Source organism: Deinococcus terrestris, assembly GCF_009377345.1.
Taxonomy (GTDB): domain Bacteria; phylum Deinococcota; class Deinococci; order Deinococcales; family Deinococcaceae; genus Deinococcus; species Deinococcus terrestris.
In genome coordinates this window covers 313,654-336,389 of record NZ_WBSL01000001.1, presented here as the reverse complement: position 1 = coordinate 336,389, position 22,736 = coordinate 313,654, and the positions used below count along the sequence as shown (strand labels likewise).

21 protein-coding genes and 1 tRNA gene are annotated in these 22,736 nt (G+C 69.8%); 12 read left to right on the top strand and 10 right to left on the bottom strand.

Translation table 11 applies throughout. The features are described 5' to 3' along the window. Nucleotides 1–18: 18 nt before the first annotated feature. The 3 genes from F8S09_RS01755 to F8S09_RS01745 all read left to right on the top strand — a co-directional run bounded on the left by F8S09_RS01755 (nucleotide 19) and on the right by F8S09_RS01745 (nucleotide 2,115). Entirely contained in the window at nucleotides 19–252 is a 234-nt protein-coding gene (locus F8S09_RS01755) for a PIN domain-containing protein (protein ID WP_152868407.1), read from the top strand. Next, entirely contained in the window at nucleotides 249–875 is a 627-nt protein-coding gene (locus tag F8S09_RS01750; protein WP_152868405.1) for a helix-turn-helix domain-containing protein, read from the top strand. Before F8S09_RS01755 ends, F8S09_RS01750 begins: the two co-directional genes overlap by 4 nt. Nucleotides 876–966: 91 nt before the next feature. Next, nucleotides 967–2,115, top strand: coding sequence for a M48 family metalloprotease (locus F8S09_RS01745; protein ID WP_152868403.1), 1,149 nt, complete (start codon nucleotides 967–969; stop codon nucleotides 2,113–2,115). Nucleotides 2,116–2,187: 72 nt separating this feature from the next. Here F8S09_RS01745 and F8S09_RS01740 read toward each other — a convergent pair whose 3' ends face one another. The 3 genes from F8S09_RS01740 to F8S09_RS01730 are packed head-to-tail and all read right to left on the bottom strand — an operon-like array spanning nucleotide 2,188 to nucleotide 3,530. Further along, entirely contained in the window at nucleotides 2,188–2,520 is a 333-nt protein-coding gene (locus F8S09_RS01740; protein WP_322618427.1) for a winged helix-turn-helix domain-containing protein, read from the bottom strand. Beyond that, the gene (locus tag F8S09_RS01735; RefSeq protein WP_152868401.1) at nucleotides 2,517–3,194 is read right to left on the bottom strand and encodes a hypothetical protein; all 678 of its coding nucleotides are present in this window, start codon (nucleotides 3,192–3,194) and stop codon (nucleotides 2,517–2,519) included. Before F8S09_RS01735 ends, F8S09_RS01740 begins: the two co-directional genes overlap by 4 nt. Before the next feature lie 18 nt (nucleotides 3,195–3,212). Beyond that, a complete protein-coding gene (locus F8S09_RS01730) occupies nucleotides 3,213–3,530 on the bottom strand; it encodes a hypothetical protein (RefSeq protein WP_152868398.1) in 318 nt (105 codons plus the stop codon). Between the two features lie 124 nt (nucleotides 3,531–3,654). Between F8S09_RS01730 and F8S09_RS01725 the strand changes: the two genes are divergently transcribed. The 4 genes from F8S09_RS01725 (at nucleotide 3,655) to F8S09_RS01710 (ending at nucleotide 6,807) form a co-directional block, all read left to right on the top strand. Next, nucleotides 3,655–4,176, top strand: coding sequence for a hypothetical protein (locus tag F8S09_RS01725; protein ID WP_152868396.1), 522 nt, complete (start codon nucleotides 3,655–3,657; stop codon nucleotides 4,174–4,176). Nucleotides 4,177–4,296: 120 nt separating this feature from the next. Next, nucleotides 4,297–4,956 carry an ABC transporter ATP-binding protein gene (locus tag F8S09_RS01720; protein ID WP_152868394.1) on the top strand — a complete coding sequence of 220 codons (660 nt, stop codon included), beginning with the start codon at nucleotides 4,297–4,299 and terminating at the stop codon, nucleotides 4,954–4,956. Beyond that, on the top strand, nucleotides 4,953–6,269 hold the full coding sequence (locus F8S09_RS01715; RefSeq protein WP_152868392.1) for a hypothetical protein: 1,317 nt from the start codon (nucleotides 4,953–4,955) through the stop codon (nucleotides 6,267–6,269). Before F8S09_RS01720 ends, F8S09_RS01715 begins: the two co-directional genes overlap by 4 nt. Before the next feature lie 115 nt (nucleotides 6,270–6,384). After that, nucleotides 6,385–6,807 carry a tyrosine-type recombinase/integrase gene (locus F8S09_RS01710; protein WP_194165184.1) on the top strand — a complete coding sequence of 141 codons (423 nt, stop codon included), beginning with the start codon at nucleotides 6,385–6,387 and terminating at the stop codon, nucleotides 6,805–6,807. Between the two features lie 250 nt (nucleotides 6,808–7,057). Here the strand turns inward: F8S09_RS01710 and F8S09_RS01705 are convergent. Beyond that, nucleotides 7,058–7,132: transfer RNA gene (locus F8S09_RS01705), tRNA-Val, on the bottom strand. 86 nt (nucleotides 7,133–7,218) lie between these two features. Then, entirely contained in the window at nucleotides 7,219–8,625 is a 1,407-nt protein-coding gene (locus F8S09_RS01700) for an amidase family protein (RefSeq protein WP_152869901.1), read from the bottom strand. A gap of 65 nt (nucleotides 8,626–8,690) precedes the next feature. On the opposite strand from F8S09_RS01700, the gene F8S09_RS01695 reads away from it, so the two are divergent. The 5 genes from F8S09_RS01695 to F8S09_RS01675 all read left to right on the top strand — a co-directional run bounded on the left by F8S09_RS01695 (nucleotide 8,691) and on the right by F8S09_RS01675 (nucleotide 16,765). Then, entirely contained in the window at nucleotides 8,691–9,575 is an 885-nt protein-coding gene (locus F8S09_RS01695; protein ID WP_152868388.1) for a prephenate dehydratase, read from the top strand. 108 nt (nucleotides 9,576–9,683) lie between these two features. Then, nucleotides 9,684–10,529 (top strand): SDR family NAD(P)-dependent oxidoreductase, encoded by an 846-nt coding sequence (locus tag F8S09_RS01690; protein WP_152868386.1) that lies wholly within the window; start codon nucleotides 9,684–9,686, stop codon nucleotides 10,527–10,529. After that, complete coding sequence (locus tag F8S09_RS01685; RefSeq protein WP_194165183.1) at nucleotides 10,526–11,974, top strand: class I adenylate-forming enzyme family protein; 1,449 nt, start codon at nucleotides 10,526–10,528, stop codon at nucleotides 11,972–11,974. The genes F8S09_RS01690 and F8S09_RS01685 overlap by 4 nt, the downstream gene beginning before the upstream one ends. A 298-nt stretch (nucleotides 11,975–12,272) precedes the next feature. Then, nucleotides 12,273–16,028 (top strand): methionine synthase, encoded by a 3,756-nt coding sequence (metH, locus tag F8S09_RS01680; protein ID WP_152868382.1) that lies wholly within the window; start codon nucleotides 12,273–12,275, stop codon nucleotides 16,026–16,028. Next, nucleotides 16,025–16,765, top strand: a complete 741-nt coding sequence (locus F8S09_RS01675) for a methylenetetrahydrofolate reductase (protein ID WP_322618426.1) — start codon at nucleotides 16,025–16,027, stop codon at nucleotides 16,763–16,765. The genes metH and F8S09_RS01675 overlap by 4 nt, the downstream gene beginning before the upstream one ends. A gap of 66 nt (nucleotides 16,766–16,831) precedes the next feature. Here F8S09_RS01675 and F8S09_RS01670 read toward each other — a convergent pair whose 3' ends face one another. The 5 genes from F8S09_RS01670 to F8S09_RS01650 form a co-directional block, all read right to left on the bottom strand. Beyond that, complete coding sequence (locus F8S09_RS01670; RefSeq protein WP_152868380.1) at nucleotides 16,832–18,118, bottom strand: DUF4139 domain-containing protein; 1,287 nt, start codon at nucleotides 18,116–18,118, stop codon at nucleotides 16,832–16,834. A gap of 189 nt (nucleotides 18,119–18,307) precedes the next feature. Beyond that, nucleotides 18,308–19,300: an ABC transporter ATP-binding protein gene (locus F8S09_RS01665; RefSeq protein ID WP_152869897.1), complete on the bottom strand. Its 993-nt coding sequence runs from the start codon at nucleotides 19,298–19,300 to the stop codon at nucleotides 18,308–18,310. A gap of 59 nt (nucleotides 19,301–19,359) precedes the next feature. Then, nucleotides 19,360–20,406 carry an ABC transporter ATP-binding protein gene (locus F8S09_RS01660; protein WP_152868378.1) on the bottom strand — a complete coding sequence of 349 codons (1,047 nt, stop codon included), beginning with the start codon at nucleotides 20,404–20,406 and terminating at the stop codon, nucleotides 19,360–19,362. Nucleotides 20,407–20,533: 127 nt separating this feature from the next. Beyond that, nucleotides 20,534–21,670 carry an ABC transporter permease gene (locus F8S09_RS01655; RefSeq protein ID WP_152868376.1) on the bottom strand — a complete coding sequence of 379 codons (1,137 nt, stop codon included), beginning with the start codon at nucleotides 21,668–21,670 and terminating at the stop codon, nucleotides 20,534–20,536. A 13-nt stretch (nucleotides 21,671–21,683) separates the two neighbouring features. Then, entirely contained in the window at nucleotides 21,684–22,664 is a 981-nt protein-coding gene (locus F8S09_RS01650) for an ABC transporter permease (protein ID WP_152868374.1), read from the bottom strand. Nucleotides 22,665–22,736 lie beyond the last annotated feature (72 nt).

Here is a 22,736-nt window from a genome sequence, read left to right as displayed (position 1 = left end):
GAGTACCTTAGCGCCGCCGTGACGCAGATCCTGCGCCATCCGGGCAACACGCTGGTGGTGAGCGCGGCCAGCATCTGGGAGATGAGCGTCAAGCATCACCTGGGCAAGTGGCCGGAGGTCGCCCTCAGCCTGTTCCTGCGACTGGCGCTTCCGCTCAGCCTGATCCCACCCGGAGAGGCGCACGCACGCCCAGCAGCTTTTCAGATTTGGCCCTCCCACCTGAAAAGGACGGCCCGCATCATGGGGGCATGACCGAAGCCCACACCGCCCAGACGCCGCAGCAGGCACGCGCGCTGCTGGACCCGCAGACCATGAGCGTGCTGGGGGCCTTTGCCGAGCCTGCCACCCCCAGTGAGGCAGCGAGGCAGCTCGGTCAGCCTGCCAACCGCACGACCTACCACGTGCGGCGGCTGCTGGACCTGGAGCTGCTGCGCGGCGTTCCCGGCCCCGGCAAGCGCACGCGGTACCAGGTGGTGGCGCGGAGCTTCGTGGTGCCCTACCGCCTGACGGCCGCTGCCGACGTGTCCGATACCTTTGCGCCCTTCTTCCGCGAACTGGAAGGCCGCTTTACCGCGGCCGTACGGGAGCGTGCCCAGGAGCTGAGCCAAGAGCGGCTGGAGGGGGCCTTTACCCTGCGGCTCGGCGAAGTCACGCCCTTCGAGGCCGACCCCCCACCCGCCGAACTCCTGAGCTACGCCCTGATCGCGAATATTCAGACCCTCAGCCTCAGCGCCGAGCAGTACGCCGACTTCGAACGCGACCTCGGGGCGCTGTTCGCCCGCTACGCCGCCCACGGCCCCGCCCCGGAGCGCCGCGTGTGCACCGCCGTCCGGCTGCTGTTTCCCGGCGCCCTGTACGCCGCGCAGACCGAGTGATCCCCTGACCTGACCCTCCCCCGTCCGCCCCCGCCGGAGTGCCCCGCGCCCCGGCCGTCCCCGCCCTTTGCCCGCCCCAGGAGGCCCCACCATGACGACCCTGCCCCAGACCGCCCCCACCGCTCCTGCCCCCACCGCCGTGACGCCCGAAGCGCAGCGCGATCACCAACGCCTGAAGACCACGCGGGCCACCCTCTTGCCCCTCGTCAATGTCACGCTGAATCTGCTGCTGGTGGGCAGCGGCGGCGCGGCCGGATTGCGCGAGGCACTGGGCGGGGGCGACGCCTTTCTCGAGCGGGCGGCCTTCGTGGGCGTTTACTCGCTGGGCCTGTCGCTGACGTTCCTGCCGCTGAGCTACGCGCTGGGCTACCTCCCCGACCGGCGGGCCGGACTGCTGCGGCTCTCGCCCGGGAAGTGGCTCGGCAAGTGGGGTCAGCGCACCCTGATCGGCGACACCGTCTCGGCAGGCATCTACCTGGGCCTGAATACGGTGTTCCGCGCCGCCCCGACCGCCTGGCTGCCCGGCGCGGCGGGGGTCATCACGGCCCTGCTGGGGGGACTCGCGCTCGCGCAGCCGTGGCTGAGCCGCCGCCTCACCCGCATCGAACCACCCAAGGACGCCCGCGTGGAGCGGATCGCGGGGGAGGTCTTCGCGCAGGCCGGGGTCCGGCTGCGGCAGGTCAGCGTGGCCCACGTCTCGGGCGACACCCGCATGTCCAATGCCTTCGTGCAGCCGGGGCCGAGAGGGGCGGAGCTGATCCTGAGCGACACCCTGCTCGCCGGAGCGGATGACGACGCCCTGCGCTTCGTGATCGCGCACGAACTCGCGCACTTCCGGCGCCGGGACCTGTGGCGGCTGCTGGGCTGGCAGTGGCTGTCCCTAATGACCATGGTGGGCGCGGCCGCCACGCTGCTCGGGGCGCTGGGGGGCTGGGCGGGCTTGCAGGGCGCCGGTGACATCGCGGCGATTCCGCTGCTGGCGGCCACCTTCATGGTCGCGCAAAAGGCGCTCGACCTGCTGGGCAATGCCCTGAAACGGCACATGGAGTACCGGGCCGACGCAGACGCCCTGCGGCTCACGGGCGACTTGGACGCCATGCGCCGGGTGCTGGAGCGCCTGGGCCACGACAACCTGAGCGACCCCAACGTCTCCCGCCTGACGGAGGTGCTGTTCCACGATCACCCCAGCACGGCGCGGCGGCTCGCGGCAGGGGCGGCGGTGCTGACGGGACGGGCGTAAGTGGCCATCGCCGGGCGTGGCCTGCGCCGCCGCAACGGAACGTGCGGGGGGCGGTGCTGGTCAGGACGCCCGTCAGCTTCCGCCCGGCGCCGCCCCCCTCAGGGCCGCCCAGTAGGCGTCCAGCGCGGCGCGGCCCGCCTCCGTGATGCGGTAGCTCGTGACAGGCAGCTTGCCGCGGAAGGCCTTGTGCACCTCGATATACCCGGCGTCTTCCAGCTTGGCCGCGTGGCTGGAGAGGTTGCCCTTGCTCAGCCCCAGCGCGGACTCCAGGAACTTGAACTCGGCCTCCTGGGCGCCGGCCAGCAGCGACAGGATGGCGAGGCGCACCGGTTCGTGAATCACCCGGTCGAGGCCGAGCAGCGCATGCAGGGGGTCGGGCGGACCCGGGGGGTCCTGGGCGCTCACGCAGTCACCGTCAGGCCCAGTCGGGCCCGCATCTCGCGCAGTTCGGTGGCAATGCGCTGGCCTTCACGGTGCTGCCGAACGGCGAGATACACCAGAAAAGCACTCACCAGAGCCACGGCTCCCCACTGCATCCCGACCCGCCAGGCAGCCAGGTCATCGGCCCGGCTGCCCACCAGCACGGCGGCATACAGCACCAGTCCCATCGTGGGTGTGCGGGCGGTCTTGACCAGCCGGACCAGGGCGGGCAGGGCGGCGAGCAGCAGCACGACGGCCTGGGTGGCCTGCGTGTCGCCTGCCAGGGCCGGCATCAGCTCCGCCCAAGTGAAGACCCCGGCCCCGACGAGCACCGCGCTCAGGAGCGCCATCACGCCCACCCCACTGAGCAGACCCATCAGGAACCGGTCGGAGGCCGGCCGTTCCTTGACCTCGCCCAGCGTCTGGTAGCGGGCCTGCGCTGCCTTGATGACGAGGTAGAAGCCCACCGCCACCACCAGCGTCCAGAGGCTCAGCAGGCGCGGCTGGTCCAGGGTGCGGCCCAGCCAGAGGGTCAGCGGCAGCACGGCCGCCCCGTAGAAGTGCCCCAGTCCCAGGGCGTTGTGCGAGAAGCGGGAGTAGGCCTGGGTCAGCGACTGGAGCCGGGCGTGGTCGGCGGGGTTGGGCAGGTTCATGGTCATGGCGGTGTCCCTTCCCGCTCAGCGCCGAGCCGCGAGTGGCGACAGGAGGACGACCAGCAGACCCGCCAGCGCCGGAGCCGTTTCCCCGGAGCCCACGCCCAGCGCCACCAGGCCGACCCCCAGGGCCATCACCAGCGCCGCGCGCCGGGGCCGCACCAGGGCGGCTACCGTCAGCGCGACGGCGAGGGGCAGCCCCGGTCCCCAGCCCACCGCCGGCAGCCGCTCGGCCACCGTGAACGCCGCCAGCACGAGCAGGGGCAGCATCGCCGCGCGGGCCTCGGCCGCGCCCATGAAACAGGAACGGGGAAGTCGGGGGCAAAAAGTGCTTTGTGTCATGGGTATAGTTTGCGTTGCAGACTGGTCTATGTCAACTGGTCGTATGGAGGGTGAATCCTGGCCGCCCCGCTGAAGTGGGCCGCTTGGAAAGGTGGTCTGTGCTATCCCAGGACTGGAGACTCCCATGAAGACCTGGCTTGCCCTGATGGTGCTGCTCACTCCCCTGTCGGCCCTGGCCGCCCCCCTGTCCCTCAAGCAGGTGGCCCTGCAAGGGGGCGGGCATATCCGCGCCACAGGCGCGAACGGCCTGCTGATCAGTGACCTCGCAGCGGTGCCCTTCGAGTACACCCTCAGCACGCGCACGGTGCCCGGCACCCCCATCCGCGACGTGACCTTCACCATGCGCGGCGGACCCCTCACCGACCGGCAACTCGCGCAGGTGGACCGTCAACTGGGCACCGTCGCCCAGCAGTGCCTGGGCAGCACGCCCCGCGACGTGCAGGCCCTGAGCCGCTGGCTGGGGGCCAACCACACCGGTGCGGACGCTGCCGGGCCTGCGACCATCGGGGGGCTCAGCGTGGCCTATGCCCGCCAGCTGAATATGGAGACGTTCGAGCCGTTCCTCACCATCACGCTCCGCCGCCCGCAGGGCACCTGGCCGAACACCTGCACCCATGAGGTCAACCCCGGACCCGGCCGGGCCTGATCTTCGTCTCCCGACCGGGAGCGCAGCCTCGCGCGGACTTGAGCCAGGGAGGGTCGGCTGGCAGGCAAAGTACGCCTCGGGGCTGGAACTTCCGCGTCAACGCCCCCGTACCCGGACCCGATGACCGTCCCCCCCCAGGCTGCCCGCCCCCTCCTGACCGCCCAGGACGTGCATCTCACGGCCGCGGGCCGCTTCATCCTGACCGTGCCGCACCTGAGCCTCCGGCCGGGCGAGCTGACCCACCTGCGGGGCGAGAACGGCGCGGGCAAGACCACCCTGCTGCGCGCGCTCGCCGGGGACCTGCCCTATCAGGGCACCCTTGACCTGCACGGCCACCCGCCCGGCTCCCGGCCCGCCCGCGCCCAGACGGCCTTCGTCTCCACCGAACCCACCCTGCTGGACGACCTCACGGTGGAAGAGAACCTCCAGTTCATGGCCGCCGCGTGGATCCGGTCGCCGGAGCCGGTCCTCGACCTCGCCCGCGCGTTCGGGCTCTCCCCCTGGCTGGACGCCTGGCCGTCAGACCTGTCGCGCGGCACCCGCCAGAAGGTCGCCCTCAGCCTGTTCCTGGGACTGACGCTCCCGCTCACCCTGCTCGACGAGCCCTTCAGCACCCTGGACGCCGGGTCACGGGACGTCCTGCGGCAGGCCCTGGGAGAGCGCGTCCAGTCCGGGGGCAGCGTGCTGCTCACCACCCACGGCACCGATCTGGATGGCCTGCCCCACCGCGTCCTCGACCTCCACCAGGGAGAGTTGCGCGGCGCGGAGTCCGTCGCGTGAAGGACGCCGGGCTGTGGGCCCTCCAGACGCTGAGGTGGCGGCGCGGCGCCCGGCGCACCTGGGAGAGCTGGCGAACATCGGGCCTGCTCCTGATGGGCGCGTATCTCGGGGCCGCCCTGCTGGTGGGGCTGGTCAGCCTCTGGCAGACCTCCCGGGTGCCCCTGGCCGCGCCCGACCCGGTGGTGGTGGGGGCGCTGATGGCGGCCTGGTGGGGGTCGGCCGCGCTGGTCCGGCGCCCGGTCCTGACCCTGAGCCCCACGGACGCCCTGTTGCTGCGAACCCCCGCCCCACCGTGGCAGGCCTGGCTGGGTCCGTTGCTCGCCCGGCTGGGACCCGCTCTGCTGCAGAGTCTGGCCCTGGGGCTCTTGCTGTGGGCCTGGTTCCCCACCTGGTGGGTGGTCGCGGTCAGCCTGCCGCTGCTGAGCATCGGCCGCCTGCTGGCCCAGGCCCTCTGGTATGACAGCGGGGTCAGTGGAGACCGGGTGGTCCGGGCCCGCCTCGTGGGCCTCTTCCTGCTGCCCCTCCTGGGTGGCCTGCATCCCGCGGTGCTGCCGCTCTCCCTGCTCGTCGGCGTCCTGATCCTCGGGCGGCTCTGGCGGGGCTTCTGGAGCGGGGACGTTCCCGCCACGCTGGTGGTGCACGCCCAGGTCGAGGACCTGCGGCGCGGCGCCCGGCGCCTGGGCCTGCCGGTGCCGGACGTGCGGCCGGACGGCACGCGGGCCCCGCGCCGGTGGACCTGGCCCCTGCGGGGCACGGGCGCCTTCCAGGCCTCCCTGTGGCGCAGCGGGCTGCACCTGACCCGCACGCCCGGCCTCCTGCTGCTCGCCCTGCCCCTGGGCGTCCTGGCCGCCAGCCTGTCTCCGACCCTGGGGCTGGACCCCATGCTGACCCGCGCCGCGCCGCTCCTCTTCGGGCAGATGCTCGCCCCGCTGCTGGTAGTGCTGGGCCCGGTGGTGCCCGCGACCTTGCCGCTGCCCGGCTGGCAGGGGCGGCTGGCCCGGGTCCTGCCTGCGGGCGTCACGCTGGGCCTGCTGCTGGGCCTGGGGGCGCTGGGCGCCACCTGGATGGGCTGGGGCTCAGCGGGGCTGGTGCTCTCGGCCCTGCTGATGCCGGGCGTGGCCTTGACACTGCTGGCGTGGCTGGGGCAGGCGGGGCCGGCCAGTCTGAGCGGGAACGGCAGGCTGCGCTTCGCCGCGGGCACCGCTCCGGCCCTCCTGACGGTGCTTCTGGGCGGCACTCTGGGCGGCTGGCTGGTGCCCGCCGGGTTGCTGGTGCTGGGCGGTGTGGTGCTTCTGCTGCCAGGCGGATCCTGAGGGGGCCCTCGCCTCATGGTTCAGGACCCTTCGCCTGAATCCCACCCGCGCTTGAGCGATGGCGAGCATGGCCAGGGGAACGGTCTCGCCTGCGTCCAAGGGGAGCTTCTTGTTCATGGCACCACCGCTGTGGGGGCAGCGCCGCGCCGTGCCTGACGAAGTACGCGAGAAGCAGCGGCGGGCGGCGCAGGCACGCTCGGTCTCTGGACTGCCTGAAGGCTGGATGCCGCCCCCGCCACCCGCCCAGGCGTACGAGCCCCTGTTCCCGACCCGCCACGGCACGCCGCTCAGCTCCCGGAATGTGCGGCGCGAGTGGGCGCTGGTGCTGGAGAGGGCGCGGGTGGACGACCGGGAGTTTCACTCCATCCGGGCCTCGTTCATCACCAGCGCCCTGGTGAGCCGCGTGCTGAGCCTGAAAGACCTGCAGGAGGTGGTGGGCCATACCTCGCCCCTGATGACGCTGCGCTACGCGCAGCGCAGCCAAGAGCGCCAGGCGCAGGTCATCCAGGTAGCCAAAGAGCAGATGGGGCTGACCTAGGAGGCTCACGGCGCACCCGGGGACAGCCTGACCTAGGCTAGGTGGCCTGAATGACGACAAGGAAGGCCCCTGCTTAGAGCAGAGGCCTTCGCGTCTGTTCCGGAGGGACCACTTGATGGGCGCTCCACTGGGAACCTGGGCCCATCGGTGCCTCAGCGCGGCGCGGCGCCTGAACACTTGTCTGTCAGTTGTCTGTCACTCCTAGAGGTGAGAGGGGTGAAAAAAAGAACGCCGTCTTGGACGGCGTTGTTGGTGGGCGGTGAGGGATTTGAACCCCCGACCCGTCGCGTGTAAAGCGAAAGCTCTACCACTGAGCTAACCGCCCCCGAGCCTCCGTAAATTGGGGCCGCTGCATGGTAAGGCGGAGCGGGGCGGGGGGTCAAGCCGCCCCCACACGGTCCTTCCGGATAATCAGCTTGGGTCGGGCGGAAACTGCACCCCACCCAGGCGCAGGTTGAGGTCGGCGGCCAGCGCCAGCACGCGCCCGTCGCTCGCCGCCGGGCCAGTCAGCAGCACCCCGGTTGGGGCGCCCTCGTGCAGTCCGGTCGGCACCGTCACGCTGGGATAGCCCGCCTTGGCCGCCACCGCGTAGCCGCGCAGTCCCGGCCACAGCAGCGCGTCGAAGCCGTCCGCAAACAGCGGATCGAGGCCCCGCGTCCGCGAGAGGTCGAGGTCACGTGCCCGTGCCTCGCGGTACGCCCGCTCCGAGAGGTCGCCACGCGTCCCCTCGGCGGCATGCAGCAGCGTCTGCCCGTAGCGCTGGAAGCGTTCGGGGTCCTCGTCGTTTCCGGCGATCACCTCCGCGAGGCTGCGGGGACCGTCCTGCACCCCGGCGAGGTAAGCGTTCAGGTCATGCTTGAACTCGTACACCAGAACTTCCAGCCGCCAGCCGCTCAGGTCCCCGGCGGTCGCCAGCGTCACGTCGCGCAGGGTGGCCCCGGCCTCAGTGAGCACGGCTTCGGCGCGGGCGAGGGCGGCCGTCTCCGCCGGGGAGAGGGGGCCGCCGGGAGGCTCGCGCATCACGCCGATCTGGGTGCCCGCGAGCGCCCCCTCGGGCAGGTCCAGCCCCGGCACCGGGAAACGGCGGCTGGCCTCGTCCGCCTCGTCGGGACCGGCCATCACCCCGGCGAGCAGGGCCGCGTCGCGCACCGAGCGGGTGATCGGCCCGGCGGTGTCCTGGCTGTGCGAAATGGGCACCACGCCCGTGCGCGGAATCAGGCCGACGGTGGGCTTGAGGCCGATCACACCGCTTTGCTGCGCCGGGCTGAGGATGCTGCCGCTCGTCTCGGTGCCGACCGCCGCCACGCACAGCCGCGCCGCGACCGCCACGCCGCTCCCGCTTGACGATCCGCCCGTGTCGATGCCCTCGCCCCAGGGATTCACCGTCTGGCCGCCCGCCCCGGAGTAGCCGTTCGTCATCCCCAGGGTCATGAAGTTGGCCCACTCGGTCAGGTTCGCCTTGCCCAGGATTACCGCACCCGCCGCCCGCAGCCGGGCCACCAGCGGCGCATCCTGCCGGGGCACGTGCCGGGTCATCAGCAGGCTTCCGGCCGTCGTGGGCAGCCCCGCCACGTCGATGTTGTCCTTGATCAGCAGGGGCAGGCCGTGCAGCGGTCCGCGCCGCTCGGGAGGCAGGGCGTCGAGGCGCTCGGCGTCGGCCTCGGCGGCCTCGTTGACCGTGATGACGGCCCGCAGACGGGGGTTATGCGCCCGCAACCGGGCGAGGTAGGTGCGGGTCACCTCCAGCGCGGTGAGGTCGCCCCGGCGCGTGGCAGCGCTGAGGGCGGCGGCGTCGAGGTCGAGCACCGGATCGGGCATCAGGGGAAGCACCCCGGCAGTGTACGCCCCACCGGCGCGGGGGCAGGCACGCTAGCCTACCTCCCATGAACGGGCCAGGCACAGCAGGTCAATCGGGGACGCGGTCCCTTCCCGTGGTGGCCTTTCAGGGGAATCCGGGAGCCTACGGCGAGATCGCGGCCCTGCACGCGCTGGGAAGCGCCGGGATTTGCCACACGGGCGTGGGCACGCGCGGCTTTCCCACCTTTCACGAGGTCGCGGCGGCGGTGGAGGGCGGCGGGGCCGACTACGGGGTCCTCCCGGTCGAGAACAGCCTGATGGGGGCGATTCACCAGACCACCGACCTGCTGGCCGAGACGGACCTGCACGTCGTGGGCGAGGTCGTCGTGCGCGTCTCTCACTGCCTGATGGCGCTGCCGGGTGTGCCCCTGGAGGACATCCGCCGGGTCGTCTCGCAGCAGCCCGCGCTCGACCAGTGCACCGGGCTGATTCGCCAGCACGGGTGGCAGCCCGTCGCCGCGCACGACACGGCGGGCAGCGCCCAAGACCTCGCCGCGCGGGGCGCGAGGGACGAGGCCGCCATCGCCTCCGCCCGCGCCGCCGAGCTGTACGGTCTGCACATCCTCGCCCGCGAGATCGAGGACGAACCGTTTAATTTCACCCGCTTCCTGCTGCTCTCACGCCGCGAGCCCGAGCCCTCGGACGCCCCGCACAAGACCAGCCTCGTCTTCGCCGTGCGCCACACGCCCGGCTTTCTGGTCGAGACGCTCAGCGAGTTGCGCGGCCTGAACCTCTCGCGCATCGAGTCGAGGCCGCGCCGCGACCGGGCCTGGAGCTACCTGATCTATGTGGACATCGAGGGTTCGGCCCACGACCCGAAGGTGGCGCAGGCCCTCGCCGGGGTGCTCAGGAAGGCGAGCTACGCGAAGATCATCGGGAGCTATCCGAGGGCACTGGAGACGGTGGGGTGAGGGGCGGCGCCCGCCCGAAGCGTCGCTGCCCAGGGGCAGGAGGGAAGAGGACTGGAGGTGGCCCACCGTGTGGCGGCTGCCCCCGCCCCCATATGCCAGCATCGGCCCATGTCCCTCTCCCGCCTGCTGCTCTCCCCGCCCGCCTGCCGTGACCCGGAGGCGCTGCGGGCGGCGGTCGCGGGTCGCCCAGTCCTCGTGACGGGGGCGTCGTCGGGCATCGGGGAGGCGGCGGCGCGGCAACTGGGGGCAGCGGGGGCCGAGGTGCTGCTGCTCGCGCGGCGGGCGGAGCGGCTGGAGGAAGTCGCGGCGGACATCTGCGCGAGAGGGGGCCGAGCACACGTCTACCCCGCCGACCTGGCCGACCCCGAGGCGGTGAGGGCGGTCGCCGCGCGAATCGGGGCCGAGCACCCGGACCTGTGGGCGGTGGTCAGCAACGCGGGGAAATCGGTGCGGCGCCCGGCGCTGGAGGGGGCGGCGCGGGATGATCTGGGGCGGCTGCTCGCGGTCAATTTCAGCGGCCCGGCGGCGCTGCTGCTGGGGCTGTTGCCGGGGCTGGTGCGGCGGGGCGGCGTGATCGTGAACGTCTCCAGCGTCTCGGCGCGGCATGTGGGGGCGCCGCGCTGGGGGGCCTACCAGGGCAGCAAGGCGGGCTTCGACCTGTGGCTGCACGCCCTGGGGACCGAGGTCCGGGGCCAGGGCGTGCGGGTCGCCAGCGTGTACCTTCCCCTGGTGCAGACGCCCATGAGCGCCCCCACCCGCGCCTACCGCTTCCTGCCCGCCCTGAGCGCGGACGAGGCCGCCCACGCCGCGCTGCTGCCGCTGGTGCGCCCGGTGCTGCGGGTCGCCCCCTGGTGGCTGCGCCCGGTAGAGGTCGCGGGCCTCCTCGCGCCGGGGCTGCTGGCGAGTGGGCTGGCCCGGCTGGAAGAAGCCGAGCGGCGCTGGAGTCGGCGGTGAGGGCCGTCTGGCGAGCGGTACGGCGCAGCGGCCTCCTCTCCCCCACTCCCGCGTCCACCCTGGCGGGGCTGCTGGGCACCCTGACCCGCGAGGGACCGGGCCTCTACGCGCTGGCCGCGTGGTGGGCGGGCCGGGAGCCGGGTCGGGTGGCGCTGGTGGACGGGGACGGCCCGGTGACTTTCGGGGAGTTGCGGGAGCGGGCGGACCGGGTGACGGCGGCCCTGGCCCCCCACCTCCGCCCCGGTCAGGCGGTCGGGCTGCGGGCCGGGCAGGGTGCGAACGCGGTGGCCGCCCTGCTGGGGGCGCTGCGGCTGGGGCTGCGGGTGACCCTGCTGAACCCGGCGCAGTCGGAGACGGCGTTGGGAGTGCTAGTGCGGGCGCACGGCCTCCGGGCACTGCTGGTGGACGCTCCGCTGGGGGAGGACTGGTGCGGCGGGGTGCCGGTGTGGAGCTTGGACGACCTCCTGTCTCCGCGCCCCCGCAGGCCACTCCCACCCCACGCGGGGCGCCCGGTCCTGCTGACCTCCGGCACGACGGGCGAAGCGCGGGTCGTGCGCCGCTCGTGGTCGCCGGGGGCGGCGCTGGCGAGCGCGGGGGCGCTGCTGGAGGCGCTGAACCTGCGGGCGGGAGCGCCCACCCTGCTGCCGCTCCCGCTCTTTCACGGGCATGGGCTGGCGGCCCTCGCGCTGGGGCTGGGGATGGGGGCACCCGTCCACCTCGCGGCGGGGCGGGGTGCCCGCGAGCTGTGGGCCACGCTGGAGCGCGAGCGAATCGAGGTGCTGGTGCTGGTCCCCACCGTGCTGCACCGCCTCCTCGCGGAAGCCGACGGGACGGCCCCGGCCCTCCGCACCGTCGTGTGCGGCTCGGCCCCGCTGGACCCGGCGCTGGCGGTGCGGGCGCGGGAACGGCTGGGCCACGTACTGTTCAACCTCTACGGCTCGACCGAGGCGGGCCTGATTTCCCTCGCCACGCCCGCCGACCTCGGCGCGGCGCCCGGCACGGTGGGCCGCCCCCTTCCCGGCGTGCGGGTGCGGCTGGAGGGGGACCGGGGCGAGATCGCGGTGGGGCGTGGCCGGGCGACGGGCGACCTGGGAAGATGGGACGCGGAGGGCCGCCTCTTCGTGACGGGCCGGGCGGACGACCTGCTGCTGATCGGCGGCGAGAATGTCTTTCCGGCGGAGGTCGAGGCCCGGATCGCCGCGCTGCCCGGCGTCCGCGAGTGCGCGGTGTACCCGGTTCCCGACGCCGAATACGGCCAGGCCCTGCACGCCTTCGTGGTGCCGGAACCGGACGCGCCGGGCGACCCCGAGTGGCACGCCGCCCTGCGCGAGTCGCTCCCCCGCCGCCTGCGCCCGCTAACCTTCACCCGCCTGCCCGAACTGCCGCGCACCCCCAGCGGTAAGGTGCAGCGCTGGCGATTGCGGAAAGGAGTCGAGACAGGCTGAGGCCGCACCTGTCCATTCCACTCCAGTTGGCCCCGGAGTCCCCACGCTATCCTCCCCGCAGTCGTGCCCGCTTGAGCACGGCCATCCAGAGCGCCCGAGGGCTTTTCCCGCCCAGGGACGGCGCGGCAACCGGCCCCCATCACGGCAGCGGTGCCCATCCGGGAAAGCTCCCGCCACACGCGGCCAACGATGGCGCGGCGGGAGGCGATGGCCCAGAGGCGGCGCTAGAGGGCGCATTCGAGATTTCACGGGCTGCTGAGCACAGACGGGCGGCCCGTTGTTCGACCGGGGTGATTTCATGGCGGCAGACACACGCGACATTCGCGCACACGCGCGGGAACGGATTCTGGTGCTCGACGGGGCCTGGGGCACCATGCTCCAGCGGGCGGGGCTGACGGAGGGCGACTTCCGCTGGGATGAGGCCGACCCGTTGCGGATGTACCGGGGCAACTTCGACCTGTTGCAACTGACGCGGCCCGACGTGATTCGGGACGTTCACTGCGTGTACTTCGAGGCGGGCGCAGACATCGCCTCCACGAACACCTTCAACTCCACGTCGATTTCCCAGGCGGACTACGGCACCGAACATCTGGTGCGAGACATGAACGAGGCCGGGGCGAGGCTGGCCCGCGAGGTCGCCGACGAGTTCGAGGCCCGCGACGGTCGCCCCCGCTGGGTCGCCGGGTCGGTCGGTCCCACGAACCGCACGGCCACCCTCTCCCCCGACGTGGAGCGGCCCGAGTTCCGCAACGTCACCTTCGACGATCTGGTCGCCGCGTATGCGGAGCAGGTCGAGGGACTGCTGGCAGGCGGCGCCGACCTCCTCCTGATCGAGACCGTCTTCGACACTCTGAACGCGAAGGCGGCCCTCTTCGCCTGCGAGGAGGTGTTCGCCAGGGCCGGGAAGACCCTCCCCATCATGCTGTCGGGGACGATTACGGACGCCTCGGGGCGCACGTTGAGTGGGCAGACGCCGGAAGCGTTCGCGGTGAGCACCGAGCACGCGAACCTCTTCAGCCTGGGGTTGAACTGTGCGTTGGGAGCGGATTTGCTGCGGCCCCACCTGCGGGCGATTGCGGCGAACACGGAAGCACTCGTCTCCGTCCACCCCAACGCGGGCCTGCCCAACGCCTTCGGGGAGTACGACGAGACGCCGGGGCACACGGCCGCCGTCCTGCGTTCCTTCGCCGAGGAGGGGCTGGTCAACATCGTGGGCGGCTGCTGCGGGACGACGCCCGAGCACATCCGTGCGATCAGGGAGGCGGTAGACGGTCTTCCTCCCCGAACCGCTCCCAGGCTCCCGCCCTACCTCCGCCTGAGCGGCCTGGAAGCTTTCACCGTCACGCCTGAAACGAATTTCGTGAACGTGGGCGAGCGGACGAATGTTACGGGCAGCCCCAAGTTCGCCAAGGCGATCCTTACGGGCGACTACGACGCGGGCCTCAAAATCGCTCGGCAGCAGGTCCAGAACGGCGCCCAACTGGTGGACTTGAACTTCGACGAGGGGATGCTGGACGGCGAAGGCGCGATGGTGAAGTTCGTCAACCTCCTCGCGGGCGAGCCGGACATTTCCCGCGTGCCGCTGATGCTCGACTCCTCCAAGTGGGAGATTCTCGAAGCGGGCCTCAAGCGCGTGCAGGGCAAGGCGGTCGTGAACTCGATCTCCCTCAAGGACGGGGAGGCAAAGTTTCTGGAGCGGGCGCGGCTGCTGCGCCGCTACGGGGCCGCCGCCGTCGTCATGGCCTTCGACGAGGAGGGGCAGGCAGACAACTTGGAGCGTCGCATTGAAATCACCTCCCGCGCTTATAAGTTGCTGACCGCAGAAGCGCATTTCCCGCCCCAGGACATCATCTTCGACCCCAACGTGCTCACCGTGGCGACGGGGCTGGAGGAACACGACCGTTACGCGCTGGACTTCATTGAGGCGACGTGCTGGATCAAGGCGAACCTGCCGGGGGCGCTCGTGTCGGGCGGGATCAGCAACGTGTCCTTCTCTTTCCGGGGCAACAACCACGTCCGCGAGGCGATGCACGCCGTCTTCCTGTATCACGGGGTCCGGGCGGGCCTCGACATGGGCATCGTCAACGCGGGGATGCTCGCCGTGTACGACGACATCGAGCCGGAGTTGCGCGAGGCGGTGGAGGACGTGATTCTGGCGCGGAGGCCGGACGCGACCGAACGGCTGATTCAGCTTGCCGAGGGTTACAAGGACGTGAAGCGGGAAGCGAGCGCCCAGAGCGCGTGGCGTGAACTTCCGGTTGCTGAGCGGTTGAAACACGCCCTCGTTCAAGGCATTACTGATTACGTGACGGAGGACGCGGAGGAGGCGTATCATCTCCTCGGCTCGCCCCTGGCCGTGATCGAGGGGCCGCTGATGGACGGGATGAACGTGGTGGGTGACCTCTTCGGGGCCGGGAAGATGTTCCTGCCGCAGGTGGTCAAGTCCGCCCGCGTGATGAAACGCGCCGTCGCCCACCTCACCCCCTACCTGGAGGCCGAGCAGACGGGCAGCAGCGGGAAGGGCAAGGTCCTCCTCGCCACCGTGAAGGGCGACGTGCACGACATCGGCAAGAACATCGTGGGCGTGGTGCTCGCCTGCAACGGGTACCAGGTGACCGACCTCGGCGTGATGGTGCCGGGCGAGAAGATTCTGGACACGGCGCGGGAGATGGGCGCAGACGTGATCGGGCTCTCCGGCCTCATTACCCCCAGTCTCGACGAGATGGTGAACGTGGCGCGGGAGATGACGCGGCGCGGCCTGAAGACACCCCTCCTGATCGGCGGCGCCACGACCAGCCGCGCCCACACGGCGGTCAAGATTGACCCGGCCTACGACGGCACAGTCGTCCACGTCCTCGACGCCAGCCGCGCGGTCGGCGTGGTGGGTGACCTGCTGAGCGACCCGGAGGCCGTGCAGAAACGCACCCGCGCCGAATACGAGGCCCTGCGCGAACGGCACGGCGAGCGGCAGGTCCGGCTGATCCCGTTGAACGAAGCCCGCGAGCGTGCGCCCCGCCTCTCCCCCGCCGCCGTACCCACGCCGCGTATCCTGGGCCGGACGGTGGTTGAGCACCCCATCGCCGAACTCCTCGAATACATCGACTGGACGCCCTTTTTCATCGCCTGGGAGATGAAGGGAATTTACCCCAACATCCTGACCGATCCCCTGCGCGGCGCGGAGGCCCGGAAACTGCTGGGCGACGCTCAGGCACTCCTGAAACGAGTCGTGGATGAGGGCCTGATGACGGCGCGTGGCGTGATCGGCCTGTGGCCCGCCTGGCGCGAGGGGGACGACATCGTAGTCGAGTGGTCGAGGAGTCGAGGGGTCGAGGACAGTCCCGACTCGACCTCTCGACCCCTGGACCTCTCGACCATCACGCTCCACACCCTGCGCCAACAGCGCGATCAAACGACACCAAATACGGCCCTGGCCGACTTCGTGGGACTGCGCGGCGACCACATCGGCGCCTTCGCGGTCGCCATCCACGGGGCTGAGGAGTTGAGCCGCGAGTTCGAGCGGCAGCACGACGACTACATGAGCATCCTGACCAAAGCGGTGGCGGACCGGCTGGCTGAGGCGTTCGCTGAGAAGCTCCACCGCGACGTGCGAACGCACTACTGGGGCTACGCGCCCGAAGAGACGTTAGGCAACGACGACCTCATCCGCGAGCGCTATGTCGGCATCCGCCCCGCGCCCGGCTACCCCGCCCAACCCGACCACACGGAGAAACGCACCATTTTCGACCTCCTGCACGCCGAAGACATCGGCCTCGCACTCACCGAGTCGTGCGCGATGACGCCCGCCGCCGCCGTCTCCGGCCTGTACTTCGCCCACCCCGAAGCCCGCTACTTCGCCGTGAGCCGCATCGGGCGCGATGGGGTGGAGGATTACGCGAGGCGGAAAGGCTGGACGGTGGAGGAGGCGGAGCGTTGGCTGGGGCCGATTCTGGGCTATGACGCGGCGGGTCGAGAGGTCGAGAAGTCGAGACCGGATAATCTCCCTCGACCGCTCGACGCCTTGACCCCTCGACCCGCCGCCGGAGGCGGCCAGTGAGCCGCATCTCGGTCGAACTCGTCCCCCGCTCGCGCAGTGGCCTGCGTGCGGAACTGGAGGCGGTGGCGCAGTACCTCCCCGGCGTGGACACCGTCAACGTGGTGGACCTGACCCGCTACTCGACCCGGTCCTGGCAGGGGTGCGCCTTTGCCCGGCCCCGCTACCGCGCCATTCCGCACATCCGCGCCGTGGACCTTGACCCGGACGGCCCGCTGGCGATGGTGGACGCCCTGGCGACTTTCGGCATCGACGAGGTGCTGATCGTCACCGGGGACGCCCCCGCCGACATGAGCGCCCGCGTGTACGACGTGGACGCGGTGCGGGCGATCCGGCGTTTCCGGCGAGAGCTGCCGCACGTGCGTGTCTACGCGGGGCTGGACCCCTACCGCCAGAGCCTCGCCCGCGAGCGTGACTACCTGGAGCGCAAGCTGGAGGCGGGCGCCTGTGGCTTTTTCACCCAGCCCTTCTTCGACCTGCGGCTGCTGGCCGCCTACGCCGACCTGATTCCCCAGGAGGCCGAGGTCTGGTGGGGCGCGACGAGCGTGCTGACCCTTTCCTCGTTGAACTACTGGCGGGCACGCAACCACGCCGTCTTCCCCCGCACCTTCGCGCCCACGCTGGAGTGGAATCGCACCTTTGCCGCCGAGCTGCTCGCCTTCGCGCGGGAGAGGCGCCAGCACGCCTATTTCATGCCGGTCAAGGCGGACGCGCGGGCGTATCTGGGAGGAATCGTGTAGAGCGGCCAGCTTCCAGCGACCAGCAAGAAAGGGCCTCTGCTTAAGCAAAGGCCCTTGTGCTGGCGGCTAGCTGTTATCCACCACCACTGTAAAGCTCCTGGTCGCCCGGCCATTCGCGGGCACGTCCACCCGCAGTTCGGCGCGGGCCTGGTTCTGGCGGGCCGGGGCCGAGTCGATCACGATGCGGCGGCCCCCCACGATCTCGGTGACCTCGGCGCGGACGGCGCGGTCCTTGCTGCTCTCGAAGGTGTAGGTCACCCGGTAGGTCGTCCTGACCGGGTTGCCCTGGGCGTTGCGCTCGCTGCTCACGGTCTGCACCGCCCGCGTATACCGCACGTCGGGGTCGTTGCCGAGGCTAAACTCGATCTGGGCGCCCTGCGCCGTCTCGGGAATGCTGGTCTGGCCCACCAGCCGCCCCTCCTCGCGCACGGTGATCAATCCGCCGGGCAGGCGCTCGTCGGCCTTGAGGCGGTAGAAGCGGCTCAGCGTGCCCGACGTGTTCTGCGGGGTGAAGTAGGTGTTCAGGCCTGCGTAGCGCTCGAACCCCGTCAGCTTGGGCGTCAGGAAGGGCAGCGTGACCACGCTGTTGGCGGGCAGGGTGAAGGGGGCGGAGAGGGCGTAGCGGTAGAGGCCGCGCAGCTCGCCCTGGGAGTTGATGGTGGGGGCAGCAGTCGTCACCGTTTCTGCCGCATCGGCCGCCTCGTTGCGGAAGGCCGCCTGCGGGAAGGGCACCGGCTGGCCGCGCACCTCCACGTCCCCGGCGTACAGCTCGGTCGCCTTCACGTCGTAGGCGAGGTCGGTGCCGTTGCGAATGTCCGCCAGCGCCGAGAGCTGAGCACCCTGGTTGCTCGCCCGCAGGGTGTAGCGCGGCGCCCAGGTCACCCCCCGCGTCAGGTAGGCCAGCGTCCCCGCGCCCGCCTGCGGCAGCGTGAAGGTCAGCGTCTGGATAGGCGACAGGGCGTTGACGGGTGGCGCCACATCAAAGCTGAGATCTTCATAGCGGGCGGTCAGGTACCGTCCCTGGGCGTCGCGCACCAGCAAGTCCCGCGCCCGGATCAGGGTGACGGGCTGCGTAGGTTCGCCTTCCCGCTTCAGGAACACCGTCTTCCCCTCCAGCGAGGCCAGCCAGTTCGGCTCCTGCCGCTGCACCGCCGAGGTAAAGGGCAGCCCGTCGAGGTCCAGCGTGCCCGGAATCAGCCCGGCCCAGGCCGCCTCCGGCAGGGTGACCGTCAGGGTGGTGCCCGTCGCCCGCACCGGCTCGCGCACCTCCGTGAAGCTGGGATAGATGCGGAGGTCTGCCGCCGAGGCCGTGCCGAGTGCCGCCGCAAGTGCCGCTGTCAGAAGCTGTCTCATGAGAGCAGCTTGGCGGGCGGGGGCTGATGAAGTGTGAGAGGGAGAGCGGTCAGTCGTCAGCGGTCAGCCCCCAGCAAAAACGGACGCCCCAGCAGAAGCTCAGGCCCTCCCGCCCACGACGGCAAGAGCACCGGGGCGCCCCGGTGCTCCTCTCGTTTCTCGCTTCGCTCGGCCCCTGCGGGGCGGCGATTACAGAATGTCGTCCCGGATGCACGCCTTGAAGTGTCCCGGCCCCACCTCGCGCAGCTCGGGCACGATCTTGGCGCAGTCGTCGATCGCGTAGCGGCAACGGGTGCGGAACACGCAGCCCGAGGGCGGGTTAATCGGGCTGGGAATGTCACCTTCCAGAATGATGCGCTGGCGCTTGACGGTGGGGTCAGGCACGGGCGCGGCTGAGAGCAGGGCCTCCGTGTAGGGGTGCTTGGGGTTAGTGTTCAACTCGCGGCTGGGCGCGATTTCCATCACGCGGCCCAGGTACATCACGATGATGCGGTCGCAGATGTACTCCACGACGGCGAGGTCGTGCGCGATGAACAGCACCGTCAGGCCCAGTTCTTCCTGAAGGTCTTGCAGCAGGTTGACGACCTGCGCCTGAATGGACACGTCGAGCGCCGACACCGGCTCATCCGCCACGATGAAGCTGGGGTTCACCGCCAGCGCACGCGCAATCCCGATGCGCTGGCGCTGACCGCCCGAGAACTCGTGGGGGTAACGGCGCATGTGCTCGGGGCGCAGGCCCACCTTGGACAGCAGTTCCGCGATGCGGTCGATGCGGTCCCGGCCGGGGTGCAGGTTATGAATCTGCATCGCCTCGCCGATGATGTCGGACACCGTCATGCGCGGGTTGAGGGAGGCAAAGGGGTCCTGGAAGATAATCTGCATCTCCCGGCGGTAGTCGCGCATCTGGCCCTTGGAGAGCTGGGTGATGTCGGTCCCGTTGAAGATGACCTGCCCCCCCGTGGGCTCGATCAGGCGCAGAATCGCCCGTCCGGCGGTCGTCTTGCCCGAGCCCGACTCGCCCACCAGCCCGACCACCTCGCCGCGCCCCAGCTTAAAGGACACGTCGTTAACGGCCTTGACGTTGCCCACCACGCGTGAGAGCAGGCCGCCCCGGATGGGAAAGTACTTCTGAAGGTTGTTGACCTCCAGCAGCGTCTCGGCGGTCTGGGGCGCCGCGACCATACCGGGCGTCTGGGCCGCCACGGACACGTCGCCGGGGTCAGCGGTAATCACCGTGCGGGTCATGCGTTCACCTCATGCTGGGCCTGCTCGAACTCCTGCCAGCGGATGCAGCGGGCCACGTGGCCGCCGCCCGTGTCGAACAGCGGGGGCACCGCCTCGCTGCACGCCTCCACCGCGAATTTGCAGCGCGGCTCGAAGGGGCAACCGGGAGGCAGGTTCAGGGGATTGGGCACGTTGCCCGGAATCGCCTCCAGCCGCTGCTTGGGCTGACCCGGCACGTGCGCGGCGTCCCCGGCGCGGGGAATCGAGTTCAGCAGTCCCATGGTGTAGGGGTGGCGAGGCGCCTTGAAAATCTCGACCACGTCGCCTTCCTCGACCACGCGCCCGCCGTACATCACCACGACCCGGTCGGCCATTTCGGCGACCACCCCAAGGTTGTGGGTGATGAACAGGATGCTCATGCCGATTTCCTGCTGCAGCTTGCGCATCAGGTCCAGAATTTGCGCCTGAATCGTCACATCGAGCGCCGTGGTCGGCTCGTCTGCGATCAACAGGGCCGGGTTGCACGACAGCGCCATCGCGATCATCACGCGCTGACGCATCCCGCCCGACATCTGGTGCGGGTACTCGTTCACGCGCTTTTCCGGCGCGGGGATGCCCACCAACCGCAGCATCTCCGTAGCGACTGCCAGGGCCTCGCGCTTGTTCTTGCCCTGGTGCAGCATGACTGCCTCGCCGATCTGGTCCCCGATGGTGTACACCGGGTTGAGGCTGGTCATTGGCTCCTGAAAGATCATCGAGATGTCGTTGCCGCGAATGCGGCGCATCTCGGCTTCCGGCAGATTCACGATGTTCTTCTGCACGCCGTCCTTGCCGGTGAACAGAATCTCGCCGTCCACAATCTGGCCGGGCGGCATCGGAATCAGGCGCATGATCGACAGGCTGGTCACGCTCTTGCCCGAGCCGGACTCCCCCACCACCGCGAGCGTCTCGCCCTTTTTGATGTGGAAGGTTACCCCGTCCACACTCTTCACCACACCGTCGTCGGTGTTGAAGTACGTCTTCAGGCCATTGACGGCCAGCAGAACCTCACCCTGATGGGTCATCTTTCCTCCATCTCCTGCGCCACGTTGCGGAACACGCCCGTCATCATACAGGCATCCCGGGGGGATAAGTTGCGCCGCCCCGCGTGCATGGGGCGGCGCCGTCAGAAAGCTTACGAAGCCAGAGCGCTCACGACCGCTTGCGTGGGTCGAAGGCGTCGCGCAGACCGTCGCCCAGCAACTGGAAGGCCATCACCGTAAACACGATGAAGAAGCCAGGAATCAGCGTCCACGGCCGCTGGGTGAAGCTGGAAAAGCCGCCTTCCTGCGCCTGGGTCAGCAGACTGCCCCACGACACGTACGGCTCGACCGCCCCTATGCCCAAGAAGCTCAGTCCCGATTCGGTCAGGATCGCGCCCGGAATCCCCAGACTCAGACTCACGATCACATAAGTGGTCATGGTGGGCAGCATGTGCCGCCACATGATGCGGCCGTTGCCCGCGCCGAGCGCCTGCGCCGCCGACACGAAGTCCAGTTCCCGCACGCTGAGCAGTTGTCCACGGGTCACACGGGCCAGGCCGCCCCAGCCGATAAATGCCACCAGGCCCAGAATCATGTACAGCGCGAAGATCGGGTTGATATCCTGGGGAAACACCGAACGCAGCAAAATCAGCAGGAAAAGGGTCGGAATGCTGGCGAGCACCTCGACCAGACGCATGATGATGGTATCAACCACACCCCCGAAGAAAGCGGCCATCGCGCCCATCAGCAGGCCGATGATCGTGGAGATCAGGACCGCCCCCACACCGATGGTCAGCGAGATCTGCGAGGCATACATGATGCGAGTAAAGAGGTCACGGCCCAACCCCTCGCCACCCATCAGGTACACGTTGCAGTCCGGATTCTCCTGTCCGGTGCCGAACAGGTGGATGTTGCCCGGAATCAGCCCTAGCAGCCGGTATTCGTCGCCGCGCACCCCAAAGTAGATGGGGCAGCGTGTCGTGGTGGGCTGGTACTCGTTGACGAAGGTTTCCAGATTAAGTTGCTGCGTGTACTGATACACGAAGGGCCGGGTAAACGCGCCCGTCTCCGGATCGCGGAACTGGATCGGCGTGGGTGGGTGGAAACGGGTGATGTTGGTGGTCGAGTAGCTCGACAGCCCATCGGGTGCAAGGAAGGGTGCAAAGACCGCCATCAGATACAGCAGGATCAGGAATGTTCCGCCGATCTGGGCAAGGCGGTTTTTGCGGAACTGTGCCCAGGCAACCGAGAGCTGGGATTGGCCCTTGGCGCGGGGAGCCTTGGTGGTGGGAGAAGTCGTAGTCATATCAGAAGACTCCTCAGGCAACCTTCACGCGTGGGTCAACCACGGCGAGGAGTAGATCGCTGATCGCATTCCCGATCACCAGCAGGATGGTCGTGATGACCGTGAATCCAGCAATCAGGTACAGGTCCTGGGTGTTGATGGCAGTCAGCAGCATGGGCGTGACGCCAGGATAGGCGAACACCACTTCCATGAATCCGGCCCCGCTGATTGCCGCCGGAAGCAATCCACCAATGTTCGCCACGATGGGCAGGATGCCGTTACGGAAGGTGTGCTTCCAGATCACGCTCCGCTCGTTGACACCCTTGGCCCGTGCCGTTCGCACGTAGTCCGAGCGCATGACTTCCAGCATCTGCCCACGAATCACGCGGGTTAGCCCCGCTGCGTCCGAGATCGCCAGCACCACCGCCGGAATGATCAGGTGTTTGACGATGTCCCAGACGCGGCCCAGGCTTGAGAGCTGCTCGTAATTGTTGCTGGTCATGCCGCCAATGGGAATATCCAGGCCGGTGGCGTCCCGCGCCAGCAGGATGAAGTAAATGATGATCAGGGCCAGGAAGAAGCTCGGGAACCCCAGCAGAAAGTACAGCACCACATTGATGAACTTATCGCCCAGGGAGTTCTGGCGCACAGCCCCATAGACCCCGACCGGGATGGCGATGGCATAAAACAGCAGCGTGCTCAGCAGCACCAGCCACAGCGAGTTCTTGATGCGCGGCCAGACCACATCCAGCACAGGCTGCTGGTACTGAAAGGACAGCCCAAAATCGCCCCGGAACATGTTGCCCATCCAGCGCAGGTACTGCTCTGGAATCGAGCGGTCCAGCCCGAAGTTCCGGGACAGATTCTCAAGCTGCTCAGGACTGATGTTGGGGTTAAGTCGGGCCGGGGTCAAAAAATCACCGGGCGCGAGTTGGATCACGAAAAAGATCAGCACGCTGGCGAGCAGCAGCGTCGGAATGGACTGGACCACCCGCCGCAGGAGAAATGGAATCATGGGGCGCTCCTGAGAGTTCACGCGAGTGGGGGGCAGCCCGCGTGTGCGAGCCACCCCCCGTGTACGTGCGGG

Excerpts from the sequence above, each read along its gene's own strand:
- F8S09_RS01750 (WP_152868405.1), top strand. The coding sequence starts at position 249 with ATGACCGAAGCCCACACCGCCCAGACGCCGCAGCAGGCACGCGCGCTG.
- F8S09_RS01745 (WP_152868403.1), top strand. The coding sequence starts at position 967 with ATGACGACCCTGCCCCAGACCGCCCCCACCGCTCCTGCCCCCACCGCC.
- F8S09_RS01735 (WP_152868401.1), bottom strand. The coding sequence starts at position 3,194 with ATGACCATGAACCTGCCCAACCCCGCCGACCACGCCCGGCTCCAGTCG.
- F8S09_RS01730 (WP_152868398.1), bottom strand. The coding sequence starts at position 3,530 with ATGACACAAAGCACTTTTTGCCCCCGACTTCCCCGTTCCTGTTTCATG.
- F8S09_RS01725 (WP_152868396.1), top strand. The coding sequence starts at position 3,655 with ATGAAGACCTGGCTTGCCCTGATGGTGCTGCTCACTCCCCTGTCGGCC.
- F8S09_RS01720 (WP_152868394.1), top strand. The coding sequence starts at position 4,297 with ATGACCGTCCCCCCCCAGGCTGCCCGCCCCCTCCTGACCGCCCAGGAC.
- F8S09_RS01710 (WP_194165184.1), top strand. The coding sequence starts at position 6,385 with ATGGCACCACCGCTGTGGGGGCAGCGCCGCGCCGTGCCTGACGAAGTA.
- F8S09_RS01700 (WP_152869901.1), bottom strand. The coding sequence starts at position 8,625 with ATGCCCGATCCGGTGCTCGACCTCGACGCCGCCGCCCTCAGCGCTGCC.
- F8S09_RS01695 (WP_152868388.1), top strand. The coding sequence starts at position 8,691 with ATGAACGGGCCAGGCACAGCAGGTCAATCGGGGACGCGGTCCCTTCCC.
- F8S09_RS01690 (WP_152868386.1), top strand. The coding sequence starts at position 9,684 with ATGTCCCTCTCCCGCCTGCTGCTCTCCCCGCCCGCCTGCCGTGACCCG.
- metH (WP_152868382.1), top strand. The coding sequence starts at position 12,273 with ATGGCGGCAGACACACGCGACATTCGCGCACACGCGCGGGAACGGATT.
- F8S09_RS01670 (WP_152868380.1), bottom strand. The coding sequence starts at position 18,118 with ATGAGACAGCTTCTGACAGCGGCACTTGCGGCGGCACTCGGCACGGCC.
- F8S09_RS01665 (WP_152869897.1), bottom strand. The coding sequence starts at position 19,300 with ATGGTCGCGGCGCCCCAGACCGCCGAGACGCTGCTGGAGGTCAACAAC.
- F8S09_RS01660 (WP_152868378.1), bottom strand. The coding sequence starts at position 20,406 with ATGACCCATCAGGGTGAGGTTCTGCTGGCCGTCAATGGCCTGAAGACG.
- F8S09_RS01655 (WP_152868376.1), bottom strand. The coding sequence starts at position 21,670 with ATGACTACGACTTCTCCCACCACCAAGGCTCCCCGCGCCAAGGGCCAA.
- F8S09_RS01650 (WP_152868374.1), bottom strand. The coding sequence starts at position 22,664 with ATGATTCCATTTCTCCTGCGGCGGGTGGTCCAGTCCATTCCGACGCTG.